The sequence below is a fragment of the Ruegeria sp. K11 genome (assembly GCF_056531905.1).
In genome coordinates this window covers 136,494-151,225 of record NZ_JBQFMP010000004.1, presented here as the reverse complement: position 1 = coordinate 151,225, position 14,732 = coordinate 136,494, and the positions used below count along the sequence as shown (strand labels likewise).

14 protein-coding genes are annotated in these 14,732 nt (G+C 57.1%); 1 reads left to right on the top strand and 13 read right to left on the bottom strand.

Features of this window, described 5'->3' with window-relative positions; translation table 11 throughout:
• Nucleotides 1-54: 54 nt before the first annotated feature.
• The 9 genes from ACR0K4_RS07890 to ACR0K4_RS07850 form a co-directional block, all read right to left on the bottom strand.
• On the bottom strand, nt 55-1,053 hold the full coding sequence (locus ACR0K4_RS07890; RefSeq protein ID WP_480853506.1) for a type II secretion system F family protein: 999 nt from the start codon (nt 1,051-1,053) through the stop codon (nt 55-57).
• 10 nt (nt 1,054-1,063) lie between these two features.
• Nucleotides 1,064-2,032: a type II secretion system F family protein gene (locus ACR0K4_RS07885; RefSeq protein WP_480517706.1), complete on the bottom strand. Its 969-nt coding sequence runs from the start codon at nt 2,030-2,032 to the stop codon at nt 1,064-1,066.
• Between the two features lie 11 nt (nt 2,033-2,043).
• Complete coding sequence (locus ACR0K4_RS07880; RefSeq protein WP_480517708.1) at nt 2,044-3,489, bottom strand: TadA family conjugal transfer-associated ATPase; 1,446 nt, start codon at nt 3,487-3,489, stop codon at nt 2,044-2,046.
• A 17-nt stretch (nt 3,490-3,506) separates the two neighbouring features.
• The gene (locus ACR0K4_RS07875; protein WP_480853505.1) at nt 3,507-4,739 is read right to left on the bottom strand and encodes a CpaE/TadZ family protein; all 1,233 of its coding nucleotides are present in this window, start codon (nt 4,737-4,739) and stop codon (nt 3,507-3,509) included.
• Nucleotides 4,740-4,947: 208 nt separating this feature from the next.
• The gene (locus tag ACR0K4_RS07870) at nt 4,948-5,568 is read right to left on the bottom strand and encodes an OmpA family protein (protein WP_480517712.1); all 621 of its coding nucleotides are present in this window, start codon (nt 5,566-5,568) and stop codon (nt 4,948-4,950) included.
• 17 nt (nt 5,569-5,585) lie between these two features.
• A complete protein-coding gene (locus tag ACR0K4_RS07865) occupies nt 5,586-6,992 on the bottom strand; it encodes a type II and III secretion system protein family protein (RefSeq protein WP_480517714.1) in 1,407 nt (468 codons plus the stop codon).
• A gap of 196 nt (nt 6,993-7,188) precedes the next feature.
• Complete coding sequence (gene cpaB, locus ACR0K4_RS07860; RefSeq protein ID WP_480517715.1) at nt 7,189-8,070, bottom strand: Flp pilus assembly protein CpaB; 882 nt, start codon at nt 8,068-8,070, stop codon at nt 7,189-7,191.
• Between the two features lie 175 nt (nt 8,071-8,245).
• Complete coding sequence (locus tag ACR0K4_RS07855) at nt 8,246-8,440, bottom strand: hypothetical protein (protein ID WP_480517717.1); 195 nt, start codon at nt 8,438-8,440, stop codon at nt 8,246-8,248.
• Nucleotides 8,441-8,524: 84 nt separating this feature from the next.
• A complete protein-coding gene (locus tag ACR0K4_RS07850) occupies nt 8,525-8,719 on the bottom strand; it encodes a hypothetical protein (RefSeq protein WP_480517719.1) in 195 nt (64 codons plus the stop codon).
• Nucleotides 8,720-9,071: 352 nt separating this feature from the next.
• Between ACR0K4_RS07850 and ACR0K4_RS07845 the strand changes: the two genes are divergently transcribed.
• On the top strand, nt 9,072-9,941 hold the full coding sequence (locus ACR0K4_RS07845; RefSeq protein WP_480853503.1) for a lytic transglycosylase domain-containing protein: 870 nt from the start codon (nt 9,072-9,074) through the stop codon (nt 9,939-9,941).
• Nucleotides 9,942-9,984: 43 nt separating this feature from the next.
• Here the strand turns inward: ACR0K4_RS07845 and ACR0K4_RS07840 are convergent, their stop codons facing one another.
• The 4 genes from ACR0K4_RS07840 to topA all read right to left on the bottom strand — a co-directional run bounded on the left by ACR0K4_RS07840 (nt 9,985) and on the right by topA (nt 14,701).
• Complete coding sequence (locus ACR0K4_RS07840) at nt 9,985-10,626, bottom strand: 3-oxoacid CoA-transferase subunit B (RefSeq protein WP_480517723.1); 642 nt, start codon at nt 10,624-10,626, stop codon at nt 9,985-9,987.
• On the bottom strand, nt 10,626-11,330 hold the full coding sequence (locus ACR0K4_RS07835; protein WP_480517725.1) for a CoA transferase subunit A: 705 nt from the start codon (nt 11,328-11,330) through the stop codon (nt 10,626-10,628). The genes ACR0K4_RS07840 and ACR0K4_RS07835 overlap by 1 nt, the downstream gene beginning before the upstream one ends.
• Nucleotides 11,331-11,443: 113 nt before the next feature.
• Entirely contained in the window at nt 11,444-11,971 is a 528-nt protein-coding gene (locus ACR0K4_RS07830) for a superoxide dismutase family protein (RefSeq protein WP_480853502.1), read from the bottom strand.
• Nucleotides 11,972-12,097: 126 nt separating this feature from the next.
• Nucleotides 12,098-14,701 (bottom strand): type I DNA topoisomerase, encoded by a 2,604-nt coding sequence (gene topA, locus ACR0K4_RS07825; protein ID WP_480853501.1) that lies wholly within the window; start codon nt 14,699-14,701, stop codon nt 12,098-12,100.
• Between the last annotated feature and the right edge of the window lie 31 nt (nt 14,702-14,732).

Sequence of the window (14,732 nt, the reverse complement as noted above, 5' to 3'; positions counted from 1 at the left end):
TGAAGCATCTTGCGAAACCATGCAAAGGCTGCGCCTGGATATTTATTCATTCGGTTATCCGCCGACACCTGGTCCCGAGCCGCTGCCGAACTCCATGATGCCTTTGGCCGATGGACCAACCAGGATGAGCAGTAGCGGCGGCACTGTCAGCATCATAGTGGCAAGGGTCATTTTCGTTGGCAACTTGTTTGCCGCCTCTTCCGCGCGCATCACACGTTTGTCACGCATTTCGTCCGCATAAACTCTCAGCGCTTCTGCAATCGATGTACCGAAAGTTGCCGACTGGATCATCACGGTCACAAATGCGCTGACGTCCTGAACACCGCAACGGGTCGCGAAGTCACGCAGAACCGTGTCTTTTTCCTTACCGGCCTTCATCTCATGCGCCACAACTTCAAATTCAAGCGCGATATCGGGGTAGGAAGCCTTCATTTCGCCAGCAACGCGCACAATCGCCTGATCCAGGGATTGACCAGCTTCCACACAAACGAGCATCAGATCGAGCGTGTCCGGGAACCCGCTGACAATCGCTTCCTTACGCTCTTCGACGCGACGGGTGATCCAGTATTTCGGCAAGAAATATCCGGCAGCGCCCGGCGTGAAGACGCGCAGCAGAATCTGTGTCTGATCGAACTCTTGATCACCGGCCAGCACTGTTACCAGCAGTACACCGATCAACAGACCGACGATGCCAAGTGCAAACTGGGAAAAGTGAAAGAACCGCACCGCGTCCTTGGACTGATATCCGGCTTGACGCAATTTGAGTTGAACCGCCGAATATTCTTCCTGGTTCTTGGGCTCAAGGAAATTCGCGAATTTCTCAAGTTGCTGATTGCCCCCCGCCTGCCGCAGGCGTTCCTGTTTGTTGTTCTTCTTCGCTTTAGGTGGGGCAGTGCTGCGCTGAAGCTTTTTCAGCGGGTCCTCGCGCTGATTGAGCATCAGCGGGATGGTGATCAGGATCATGAGGACCCCAAGCACACCCACTATGATGAGCGGGCCAAATTCACCAAGATGCTGTTTGAGCAGGTCGTTGATTTGATTCAAGAATTCCATACCGCGGCCCTCAGACCTTGATGTTCGTAAGAATGCGCATGACGATCAGGTTCAAAGTCAGCATGATGCCGACAAAGAAGCATGCGGGGATGAAGTAGGGGTGGTCCAGAACCGAGTCGTAGTAGTTGGGATCCTTGACCAGAATGAAGACCAGACACGCCAGCGGGAAACCCGACAGGAACTTGCCAGACCACTTTGCCTCGGCCGTGATTGCGTTGACACGCCGGAACAGACGAAAACGGGCCCGGATCACTTTGGCCAGTCCGGCCAGAATTTCGGCCAGGTTACCACCGGATTGTTGCTGGATCGAAACGGCCACGGCCAGAAAGCGTAAATCCTGCATGCCCAGTCGCTCGGCCATATCCTTGAGAGCCTCGCCAACATCGCGGCCATAAGCTGCCTCATCCGAGATAATGCCAAATTCGGTGGCAAGCGGGTCTTCGACTTCGGAAGCCACGATCTGAACGGATGACACGAACGGGTTGCCGACGCGCAATGATCGAACCATCAATTCGACTGCGTCCGGCAATTGTTCTTCAAGCATGCTCATCCGTTTACTCGCCTTGCGGCTGACCCAAGTGTAAACCGCGCCGACACCAATGACGACCGAAATGGCTGCGCGCAGCACAGGCTCTGTCGCGGTTCCGATGCTGAGGCCCAGGAAGGCGAGACCGGCGAGCAACACCATTACTAGAATCAATTGCTTAGGGGAAAACGCAATCGCCGCTTTCTGAGCCTTGTCCGCCAACAGGGAATAAAGCGGAATGCTCTGAGACTTCATGTGCTGCTGCATTTCCTTGCGCAGCTGCTCCAGAACTTCTTCGCGGCCAACCCCTTTGTCGATCATATCCAAACGCCGGTTGACGCGGCTGTTCAAGCTGATGGATTTGCCAAAAGCGACCAGATAAATACCTTCGACCAGGAGGACGACTCCGACGAAGATCACGACATAGATGAGTGCCTCCATAGGCAATTGCATTGTTCAGTCTCCTACATCGTGGTGGGGTCGTAAATGGACGCGGGCAGATCAAAGCCCCAAAGGCGGAAGCGTTCGGAAAAGTGGCTGCGCACGCCGGTCGCGGTGAAGTGGCCGATGATCTTGTTATCCGGCGTCAGTCCAACACGCTGAAACTTAAAGATTTCCTGCATCGAGATTACATCGCCTTCCATCCCGGTGATCTCGGTGATCGAGGTCATGCGGCGTGAACCATCCTGCAGACGGCTGGCCTGCACGATGAGGTTCACAGCGCTTGAGACCTGACTGCGGACTGCCTTAATCGGCATTTCGATCCCCGCCATCGCGATCATGTTTTCCAGACGCGAGATTCCGTCGCGGGCCGAGTTGGCGTGGATCGTCGTCATCGAGCCGTCATGGCCAGTGTTCATGGCCTGCAGCATGTCGATCACCTCGGCGCCACGCGTCTCACCCACGATGATGCGGTCAGGGCGCATACGCAGGGCGTTTTTCAGACAGTCGCGCGGGCTGACTTCGCCTTTGCCTTCGACGTTGGGCGGGCGGCTTTCCATCCGGCCCACATGGGTCTGTTGCAGCTGAAGTTCCGCGGTATCCTCGATGGTCAGGATGCGTTCGGCATCGTCGATAAAGCTGGACAGGGCGTTCAGCGTGGTCGTCTTACCCGAACCTGTACCGCCCGAGACGATGATGTTCAGACGGGTCGACACAGCGGCTTGCAGATAGGCGGCCATTTCCTCGGTGAACGCGCCGAAATTGACCAGATCGTCAATGCCCAGCTTGTCTTTTTTGAACTTACGAATGGAAACCAGCGAGCCATCAACGGCAATCGGTGGAACCATGGCGTTGAAACGGGAGCCATCGGCAAGACGGGCGTCAACATAAGGGTTGGATTCATCAACGCGACGACCCACGGCGGACACGATCTTGTCGATGATCCGCATCAGGTGCTTTTCATCCTTGAAGGTGATGTCGCTGAGTTCCAGCTTACCCGCCCGTTCCACAAAGATCTGTTGCGGCCCGTTCACCAGAATATCGTTGACCGAATCGTCCTGCAGCAAGGTTTCCAATGGCCCAAGACCGGTGACCTCGTCATACAGTTCTTTATTGAGCTGTGTGCGGTCCTCGCGGTTCAGAACGATATTGCGGGCCTCAAGCACTTCGCTGGCGATCGCGCTGATTTCCGTCCGTAATTCGGATTCAGCGGCATTTTCCAGAGCGCCAAGGTTCAGGTTTTCAAGAAGCTCGCGGTGAAGCTCGACCTTGATCTCTCCCAGACGCTCTTTGCGCTTGCGCTCTTTGTCGCTGACCGTCACTTCGGCAGATTTTTTCTTCGGGATGGGTTTGCGCGCAACTGCGCTCCCATTTGAACTTGCCGCCGGAGCGGCTGCCGGAGCTTCAGCGGTGGGGGCTTGGGTCTCAACCGGCTGTGCGGCTGGCTGTTTCTTGTATCTTGAAAACACCGCGGCTCTCCTTCGGGTTATGCTGCTTCAGCGTCGCTGCTGCCAAGGCTGTGCAACGACTGTGCAAGTTTTGCGATTTCGCGGCGCAGCGGGTTCTTGGCGGCGGAATTGGCCAGCGGCAGACCGTGATCGCCGCTTTGCATGACGGGTTTGCCACCGTCCGGCAGCAACAGGTCGATGGAAATGCCCAGGCTTTCACCCATCCGCTTGACCCGACCCTTGCCGCTGAGATCGGTGAATTTCGGCGCGCGATTCATGGCAAAACGCAGCTTGTTGAACGGAAGTTCCTCGGCCTGAAGGGCTCGCTTCATGCGCAGGGCATTCTGGGCCGAGCGCATGTCCAGTTCGATCATGGCAAAGTAGACATGAGCGGCCTGCAACACGGTTTCGGACCAATGAACCAGTGTTTTGGGCATGTCCACAATCACATAGTCGAAATGCCGACGGGCCGTATCGATGACACGTTGCACGTCTTCCTGCGTGATGATGTCCAATGGCACCATATCGGAAGGGGCGGTTAAAACCTGCAATTTGTCTTCAAATGTCTGCAATGCCTGTCCAAAGGACTCTTCGTCCATCGAGTCGGTGTCCGACAGCATCTCAAAGACGGATTCGTGGCGGGGCAAGTCCAGATAGGTCGATACCGTTCCATATTGGAGGTCCAGATCAATCAGACAGACTTTTGGATTTTCCTTGGCCGACACATTTGCCAGCTCCCAGGCCAGATTTACCGCCAGCGTTGTCGCGCCGACGCCGCCAGCAAGACCGTGTACCACAAACAGGGCGCCTTCCTTCGAATCGCCCGCCGTCAGTGGCACCGCCGCCTGCGCCACCGCAACCGGGTCGGGCGCATTCATACGCGCGATGGCTTCGCTCAATTCGTTTTCCGGAAGCGGGTAGGGGACAAACTCATCCGCCCCCTTGCGCAAGAGCTGGTGAAGCGATGCCGGAGAGACGTCTTCGGCAATCAGAACGACCTTGATGCCCTTTTCCTTGGCCTGAGTGATGATTTCCCCCATCAGCGTCAGGTTGTCTTCGTCTTCACCGTCCAGTGCAAGTGCCACAAATTGCAGTGATTCTGCCTCGGATTGGCTGAAAAAAGCCAGAGCTTCGGCAAACCCCAGGTCGCCCCATCGTTCGCCAAGTTCGGCTTCCATATCTTCGATCAACAGGTCGAAGTTCTGGACGTCCCGGCTGATGGTGCAGGCCAGAATGGCTGAATTTTCGTCTTGCGGCGTCGCGCTCGTCATTAACACAATCCTCGTCGTGAGGGCTGAGCAAACCGTATGAACGCTGAAGGGTCAGTTCTGGTATGCTGTCGCCCGATGCGGTCAAACTTGGCCGCAGGTCACCCAATTGTTGTCAAGGTCGCTTGGAAGTTGGGCGAGAATTGGGCGCAAAAGAACCAATTGTTGGGAATTGGGCGACGATGCCGCCCAATCACATTTTATTGTAGAGTTATTCGGACTCGCCCGAGTCCTCGCTCTGGATATAGCTTTCCCGGGTCGCGCTCTCGACATATTCGCGATAGATGACCTCGGCGTATTTTCCATCCAGCAGCAGGGGATGGTTGTCGACAAAGCCTGAAACCTCGGTCACCGTGCGGCGATTGCGGCGGTCTCTGTTTGGCGTATCGATCAGAGGCTGGCTTTTGCCGAACGAGGCGACAGCTTCCAGACGATTTCGCGCGATGCCTTGCCGCGTCAGGAACGCGACAGCCGCATTTGCACGGCGCTGGCCCAGGCTGTTGTTATAGGCCGCCGATCCCACGGCATCCGTGTGTCCATAGACACGGAACCGCGCTTCGGGGAACTGTTTGATCCAGTTGGCCTGCTGCACCAGTATGCGTTGGGCGGTGGCATCCAGTTTCGCACTGTCGAAAGCGAAGTTGATCTGGGTTGGCACTTCGGCTGCGAATCGCTGCCCAAGAATCTGCCCGTATGTCAGCTTGCCGGTCGCAACTTGGATATTGTTGAAGTTGGCGTTGCCGAATGTACCCTGGTCGATTTCGTAACCGGCCTCACGTGTACAGGCGGCGACAGCAACCGACAGACCCAGTGTTAAGATCCACTTTTGCATTGGTCTTATCCTTTCAATCAATCCAGGACGTAGCCATAAGAGCTGCCAAAGTCCTGTTTGGCGATCTCCGAGGCCGCACCGTTTCCGGCGCGTTCGGTCCGGGCAACACGGCCGTTGACGAACAGATCAAACTCGCTGGGCGGTTTGACGCGATCTGTGGGCAAGGCGAATGCTTCGCCGCGGGTCGGCGACACGAGATGTGCCGTGACAATGATGACCAGTTCGGATTGCTCGCGCTGATATTCCGCGCTTCTGAACAAAGCCCCAAGGACAGGGACGTCGCCCAGCCAGGGAATTTGGTTGCTCAGGTCCGTAAAGTCATCCTGAATCAGGCCTGCGATGGCAAAGCTTTCTCCATCCCGCAATTCAACGGTCGTTTTCGACGCACGTACGATGAAGCTGGGGACCGAGTCGCCCTGAATGGTAAAGCTGGACGTCGGGTCGATGCTCGATACGGACGCGCCCATCTCAAGGTTGATCAAGTCACCGTCTGTAACGCGTGGCGTGAACAACAGTTCAACACCGAATGCACGATATTCAATCGCGATCGCGCCATCGTCCTGCGGAACCGGAATCGGTACTTCGCCACCTGCCAGGAATTCTGCTTCCTGTCCGGACAAAGCCGAAAGGTTCGGTTCAGCCAGACTGCGCGCAAGACCTTTTGATTCAAGCGCTTCCAACAACAAGCGAACCTGCGTCGAACCCGCGCCGAAGCCAAACAGAACCGCGCCTGTATTGGTCTGGGCAAATGGAATATTGTTGGCCAAAGCGTTGCTCAGCGCACCTTGGTTGTTCAAGGTGTTGATACCTGCGGTGACATCCGTTCCTCCGATCCCCAGCGATGCCGAGAGATTCTTGGCAACTGAGCGGTTCATTTCCGCAAAACGCACTTTCAGCATGACCTGCTGTACGCCACCAACGCTCATCAGGTTCGAAACCCGTTCAGGCGCATAGCGTTCTGCAAGCTCCAGCGCGCGCGCCAGACGGGCACTGCTGGATACTGTGCCGGATAGAACGATACCGTCATTTGCGGTCCGAACTTCGATGGTTTCGTTCGGAAGAATCTGACGAAGACGCTCTTTAAACTCGGTCACATCCGGTGCGACGCGAACCCGAACGTTGGTCAGCAGATTACCTGCGCCGTCGAACAAGGTCAGAGTCGTCATGCCCGGCGCGCGGCCCAAGACATAGATCGTGCGATCCGACAAGGTTGAGATGTCTGCAATGCCGGCATTGGCAATGCTGATGTCGGCGAACGGCTGTTCGCTTTCCACCACAATTGCGCGGTTAACGGGAACGTCCAGTGTTTCCACTGTCCCTTTTTTAACCACGCGAAGATCTTGAGCCCAGGCGGCATCGCCGACAGGACCAAAAGTAAGCGCCAGCCCCATCAGGGCCGCGCCAATCCAGGAACGTAATTTCATGTGACCTGCCTCTCCGATCACCACTCGATTTTTATTGGGTCTAATGCCCTATGTCTCGAAACCCTGCGTCAATTCCGGATTTATTGCAATAATCAATGGTTTCTGGAATTTTCCTTATGTGGATATTCCGCAACAACCACAAAGAAGGGGCCACACAAGATGTGCGGCCCCGATCTGTTAACAGTCTGAATAGGCGTCAGTTTGTGCAGGGAATCTCGGTCATGACAATTTCACCGCCACGCCGTGTTTTGATGGTGCAAACCTTCTTTTCGGCCACAACAGGAACCGGAGCCGCCTCTTTGATTCCCAGCAATTTACGCTGATCAATTTCGATTGCGCTTGCGATGGTGTCGTCCTGAACCCCGACCAACGCCAGAGACAAGCGACCCGTGTTCTGAGCCTGAGCCAGAGCCGCAACCTGTTCCGGGGTGACGGCTACTGTCACGGTGCGGGCGATGGTTGCACCGGTCAGATCGGATCCCGCCGTCTGGTCAACAGCAACAAGCTCGATACTGGTTTGAATCAGGCGCGTAATCTCGCCGTTGGCACCTTCGATTGCGCCGCGCAACGATCCGGTCCAATAGACATCCACATTATCACCGGGGCGCAGAAAGCCGGAAACGCCGGATGCCACATCAACACTGATTGTGAATGCGCGCATACCTTTTTCCAGGCGCGAGGTTAAGCCAGCCGCTTCACCGGGGCGGGTTACCTTAACCTCCATCAAAGCTTCGTCTATTTCCATTGCGCGTAACACGAACCGTTCGTTGTCGCCGGTTTCCGGGAACAGAACCGCCATGTCGACAAAACTGCCCTCTGGAATCGCGTCTTCGGGCCATTGTACGACCCGTACGTCTTCCTTGGTCAGTTTTTCCCCGTATCGCAAAGCACGTGTCGAGACGAGCACGCCAACGGTCGGAACCACCTCGGTCTGCGCGTTGGCCTGCGCTTGTTCGCGCAACAGACGCTCCTGTTCCAGCTTTGCCTGATTCTCGGCGATGAATTCGCGAGCCAGATAAACTGCACCAGCAGCCAACGCGACCCCTATGATCAGGACCAGTCCAAATACTGCACGCATTCGCGTCCCCTTTATTCTTAGTTGTTCATTTCAGCTTGCGCGCACAGCGCAAACCTAACTCATCGAATCTGTTAGCGGCGAATTGTGTCGAAAAGGGGGACAATCCTGAGATTTTTAGCAGGCTCCGCATGTTGCCTGGGGTTTTTCACCCGCCACCCCAGAATACGCGCTAACCCTAGCGGATGACCAAAGTCCCCACATCCGCATCTGCAAGTGCTTTGCCGGTTTGCGCGTCAATATTTTGGACAGGACCGGAAAGGTATGAAAAGGCCAGCGCGCCGAGGCCGACGATTGCGGCGGTCAAAACGACCCAATCGGCAGTGATGGCGCCGGACTCATCCTTCAAAAAACGCTGATATTTAGTAAACATATCGGACCATCAAGTTGGTGTTAAAAATAAGGGGCTATGCCTTAAAGAAGGCACAGCCCCAATTCTTTTTACGTAACTGCTAGATTAGCGCAGTACGATGGTGCCGACGTTGGCGCCTTTCAGTGCCGATTCAACGTCGCCTGCCAGATCGCTGGCGCCGGCTTTAACCTGGCCGTATGCAATGGCTGCCAGAGCAACAACAGCTGCGGTCAGAACGACCCAGTCTACAGTTACGGCGCCGTCTTCGTCTTTGCGGAAGTTCTTGATGAACTTGATCATGGTACGTCCCTCCTAAAGGATCAAAAAGTAAATTAACCTCGGCGTCTTCCAGAGCTTTCTCTCTCAGTCCGCTCCCGTTCGTCTCGGTATGGGAATAGTTTTGCCCCTTGTGCGTGGCAGGAATTGGGCCAAACACCGGTTTTTTTTCTCAAACCTTAACTTTTTCGCAAAAAATTACGCAACTCACTGTAATCAAATATAAATATTCTGAATCTTTTTTGAGGGCGTTATGGGCGGCGATGCAAAATGGCGGCAAATGAGGCGAAATTGCCCCATTTGACTTAGTTTTTCTGGTGTTGCGGGCGGATTCGGGGTTCAAAATACTAAAAAACAAGAAAGCAGAGGCAGGCAAATGTATTTCCGGGACGCAGTCGCATGCGCCGCCGTGACGGCGTTACTCATTTCGGGCGCTATGCCCGCATATACGGCCGAGCAAGAACCGCGTGGCGTATATAAACGTATAAAAGCGCCAAAGCCGGGGCAGCGCCCGCGCGTGACGATTCAGATCACCCCAGAACAGCATGATGCCTCGCCCGCCGCGCCGAGTACCGGGGCCGAGTTGGCCGTGCCCGAGATCATCGCGCGCACCAAACCTCCAGCGTCGGTCGTGCCACCTATTGCGACAACACCCAAACCCGTCGGGTCTTACAAAGCCTTCTGGGGCCGTGTGTCGCCAGATATGGCACAGGCCAACGCGGGGCGGTTGCCGCAAGCGATGCGGGCCGCATCTTCGATCGGTGTGGCTGCACCTCGGTTGCAGACGCTTCAGAACATCGCCGAGCAGCGCGGGGTCGATATTCTGCGCTCGACAGTCGGTACAAATGTCTCACCGGCGTTGGTTCTGGCCGTCATCTCAGTCGAATCTGCTGGACGGAGCGAGGCGGTCAGCTCTGCCGGGGCGCAGGGTTTGATGCAGCTGATGCCGGCCACAGCCGCGAGATTCGGGGTTCAGGACAGTTTCAAACCCGAGCAGAACATTGAAGGCGGTGTGCGGTATCTGGACTGGCTGATGGAAGAATTCGGCAGCGATCCGATTCTTGTGCTGGCCGGGTATAACGCGGGTGAAGGTGCAGTGAGAAAACACAGCGGTGTTCCACCTTATGCCGAGACCCGGGATTATGTGCCGAAGGTCCTTGCCGCGTTCCAGGTGGCCAGCGCGCTTTGCACGACCCCGCCGCAGTTCATCTCGGATGCCTGTGTGTTTCAGACGCTGACACCATAAAGGCCCGCACAGGGGCGGGCCTTTTGCATGTCCGAGACGATTGTCAGCCGACGATCGTCGCCTGCGTTGCAGCGCGCATCTCGTCTTCGCTAACGCCGTCTGCCAGTTCGACGATCTTCAACCCGCCTTCCACCACATCCAGCACACCCAGATTGGTAATGATACGGTCAACCACGCCTTGGCCGGTCAGGGGCAGCGTGCATTCTTTCAGCACTTTCGAGTCGCCATGCTTGTTGGTGTGATCCATCACGACGATCACGCGACCGACACCAGCCACCAGATCCATCGCGCCGCCCATGCCTTTGACCAGCTTGCCGGGGATCATCCAGTTGGCCAGATCGCCCTTTTCGTCCACTTCCATTGCGCCCAGGATCGCAGCGGCGATCTTGCCGCCGCGGATCATGGCAAAGGATGTGGCGCTGTCGAAATAGGAGGTCCGGGACAGTTCGGTGATCGTCTGCTTGCCCGCGTTGATCAGGTCAGCGTCTTCTTCGCCCTCAAACGGGAAAGGCCCCATGCCCAGCATACCGTTCTCGGACTGCAGCGTGATGTCCTTGTCGCCCACATAGTTCGCCACCAGCGTCGGAATCCCGATGCCGAGGTTCACATACATGCCGTCTTCCAACTCCTCTGCCGCGCGCGCGGCCATCTGATTGCGGTCCCACCCTTTAATTTCTTGTGGCATTATGCGTCCTCCTTCTTGCGGGTGGTGCGCTGTTCGATGCGCTTTTCATGACTGCCTTGAATCAGGCGGTTCACGTAGATACCGGGCAGGTGGATCGAATCCGGGTCCAGCGAGCCGCGCGGCACGATCTCTTCCACTTCGGCCACACAAATCTTGCCGCAGGTCGCAGCAGGCACGTTGAAGTTACGGGCGGTTTTGCGGAACACGAGGTTGCCGGTGTCATCCGCTTTCCACGCCTTCACGATGGCGAGGTCGGCGAAGATGCCTTCCTCCATGATGTAGGTCTCGCCGTTGAAGTCCTTGTGCTCTTTGCCTTCTGCGATCACGGTGCCGACGCCTGTCTTGGTGTAGAAACCGGGGATGCCTGCACCACCGGCGCGCATGCGCTCGGCCAGAGTGCCTTGCGGGTTGAACTCCAGTTCAAGCTCACCGCTCAGATACTGGCGCATGAATTCGGCGTTTTCGCCGACATACGAACTGATCATCTTCTTGACCTGCTTGGTCTGCAGCAGGATGCCGATGCCGAAATCATCCACGCCCGCGTTGTTCGAGGCGAATGTCAGGTCCTTGGCACCCGAGGCTTTGATCGCCTCAAGCAGCAGCTCCGGGATGCCGCACAGGCCGAATCCACCCGCGGCGATCAGCATGCCGTCCGAGATCACTCCATCGAGCGCCTCAGTGGCATTGGCATAGACTTTCTTCATGGAAAACTCCCCCAATGACGTGGTGTTGGGCCGAGTTGTGCCGCCACGTCACAGGGAAGTCAACGAATCCAAGGGGGTTGTGGTATTTCTACGGTGCCCGGCCGGTAAGTTGCCTACGAGGCCTTTAGTATGCCGCAGGCTATTCGCCCACCTGCGCCCCCAATCGGTTGGGTGATATGATCATCGGCCTTTTCATGAATGATGAACGTCGACCCGTCCGCATCCAGCAACGCATGATCGCCGCCTTCCAGCGTGATCAGGGTCGTGAAGGCCTCCATCTCGCCGGTGCCGTCCGTACCGACATAAAGGTTGGGCAGATCGCCCGGCTCGGGGCCTTCGGGGTTCATCAGCCCATGGGCTCCTTCGACCTTGCCGACATGGCCTTTGGCCGTTTTGAAGCCCTCGCCGGGTTCGCAAACACCGTGGCTGTGCAAATGCAGCCCGTGTTTCCCCGGCGGAAGGTCCGAGACCTTGACGTGTAGCAGCACACCGTTTGGACCCTGCGTGGCATGGGCCTCGCCAATCACCTCGCCCTGGGCGTTGATGATCTCGGCGGTTGCGGTTTTAGCGTTATTGCCTGCATGTCCCTGCGCTGCGCAGGCAAAGACCATTGCAGCGCCCAATACGGCTAATCTGATCATGTGTTTGTTCCCTTTCTCGGCAACGCATCCTCACGTCGCGTCTGAAAGGAAACACACAACCTGACCGTTTTATTCAGATACAGACGCCGGACCGGTCAAACCTTGTGTAAGCGGCTTGGGTTGGGGTCAGCTTTTCTTGGTTGCCGCCTTTTTCTTTTTCGGAGCGGCTTTCTTTTTGGTGCCCTTCTTGGCTGCGCGTTCATTGACCAGTTCGATGGCCATTTCCTGTGTCACATCCTCGGGCTTTATGTCTTTGGGAATGGTCGCATTGACTTTTTCCCATTTCACATAAGGCCCGTAACGCCCGTCCAGAACCTGCATCGCGCCGCCATCGGGATGTTCACCCAACTCTTTGAGCGCCTTCGCGGCCGCCCGCCGTCCGCGTCCCGGGTTGGCGCGCTTTTCGGCCAGCAGTTCGACGGCACGATTCATGCCGATCTCGAACACATCATTGGGGTCTTTGAGGTTGGCATAGACCGGCTTGGCCTCATCGGCCAACTGATGCATCAGATAAGGACCGAACCGCCCGAAATTCGAGGTGATCATACCACCCTCCGGGTGTTCGCCGATCTGGCGGGGCAGGGACAAGAGTGTCAGGGCCTTTTCCAGATCCATGTCATCCTTGCTCCATCCTCGGGGCAGGGAGGCGCGCGGCGGTTTCTTGTTCTCGGGCGTGGGCTCGCCGCGCTGCACATAAGGCCCAAAGCGACCGGATTTCAGCCAGATCTCATCTCCGGCATCCTCACCCAGCAACCGTTCGTCGCCCTCGGCCCCTTCGCCTGCGATGGGACGGGTATAGGTGCATTCGGGGTAGTTTCCGCAGCCCACGAACCCACCTGTGCGCGAGGTTTTAAGGTGCAACTGCCCCAGACCGCATTTGGGGCAGATGCGCGGATCGGAACCGTCCTCGCGCGGCGGATAAAGCTGGGGGGCCAATGCCTCGTCCAGCTTGTCCAGCACCTCCGAAATGCGCAGTTCCGAGGTCTCGCCAATCGCCGCCGAGAAGTCGCGCCAGAACTTGCCCAGCAGGTCCTTGTAGTCCCGGTCGCCCGCGCTGACGTCGTCGAGTTCTTCCTCCAGATTGGCGGTGAACTCATAGCCCACATACTGCCGGAAGAAGTTCAGCAAAAAGATCGTGACGATCCGGCCCTTTTCCTCGGGGATCAGCCGGTTCTTGTCCTTGCGCACATATTCGCGGTCCTGAATCGTGGTGACGATTGAGGCATAGGTGGAAGGGCGACCAATCCCCAACTCCTCCATCCGCTTGACCAGAGTGGCCTCGGTATAGCGCGGCGGCGGCTGCGTGTGGTGCTGCAGCGCCAGCACGGCTTCGTTGTCGGACAGGATCGCGGCCTTGTCCTCAGCCTTCGCGAATTGATCCTTCAGCGAGGTTTTGGCAAACCGCGCCGGATCGCCCTGCATGATCTGCGGCAGGCGCTTTTCGTCGTCATCGGCCACATCGTCGCGACCTTCTTCATAGACGCGCATGAAGCCATCAAACAAAACCACCTGACCGGTCGCGCGCAGGCCGACCTGACCGTCGTCGCTACCGATCTCAACCGTCGTGCGTTCCAACCGAGCAGCCGCCATCTGGCACGCGATGGTACGTTTCCAGATCAGATCATAAAGCTTGCGCTGATCTTCATCGGTGACTTTCAGCGCCTTGGTGTCGCGTGCCATATCCGTTGGGCGGATACATTCGTGCGCTTCCTGCGCGTTTTTGGCCTTGTTCTTGTAGATACGCGGGCTGTCCGGCACGTATTCGGCACCATATCGGTCCGAGATCGCATCGCGGGTGGCGGCTACGGCCTCGGGGGCCATGTCGATGCCGTCGGTCCGCATATAGGTAATGTAGCCCGCTTCATACAGCCGCTGCGCCACCTGCATCGCATGCCGCGCGCCCATGCCGAACTTGCGGCTGGCCTCTTGCTGCAGGGTCGAGGTCATGAACGGCGCGCTGGGGTTGCGGGCGGCGGGCTTGGCCTCGACCGATGTGACGCTCAGCGCGCGGCTGGTGATCGCCTGTACCGCCAATTCCGCCTGCGTGGCGTCTTTGAGGTCGTGCTTGTCCAGCTTCTTGCCGGCATAAGTGACAAGGCGCGCCTCATAGGTTTGCCCGCGTGGAGTTTCGAACAACGCCCGGACCGACCAGTATTCGACCGGTTTGAATGCCTCGATCTCCATCTCGCGCTCAACGATCAGACGCAGGCAGACCGATTGCACCCGGCCTGCTGATTTCGCGCCGGGTAGCTTGCGCCACAAAACCGGCGAGAGGTTGAAGCCCACAAGATAGTCCAGCGCGCGACGGGCCAGATAGGCTTCGACCAGAGGCATATCGACCTGACGCGGGTTCTGCATCGCCTCGGTCACGGCGTCCTTTGTAATAGCGTTGAAGGTCACGCGGCTGACCGGCGTGTCCTTCTTGATCGAACGCCGCTTGGTCAGCGCCTCCTGCAGGTGCCAGCTGATCGCCTCGCCCTCGCGATCAGGGTCGGTGGCGAGGATCAGGGCGTTGTCCTCTTTCAGCGCATCAGCGATGGCTTTGACATGCTTTCTGCTGTCGTTCCCGACCTCCCATTTCATGGAAAATTCGTGGTCGGTATCGACCGATCCGTCTTTGGGCGGCAAATCCCGCACATGGCCGTACGAGGCCAGAACCGTGTAGTCGGGGCCGAGATATTTGTTGATCGTTTTTGCTTTGGCCGGAGATTCTACAACAACTACGGGCATTTAAGGGGAATCCTCGCTCGACGAAATAGGC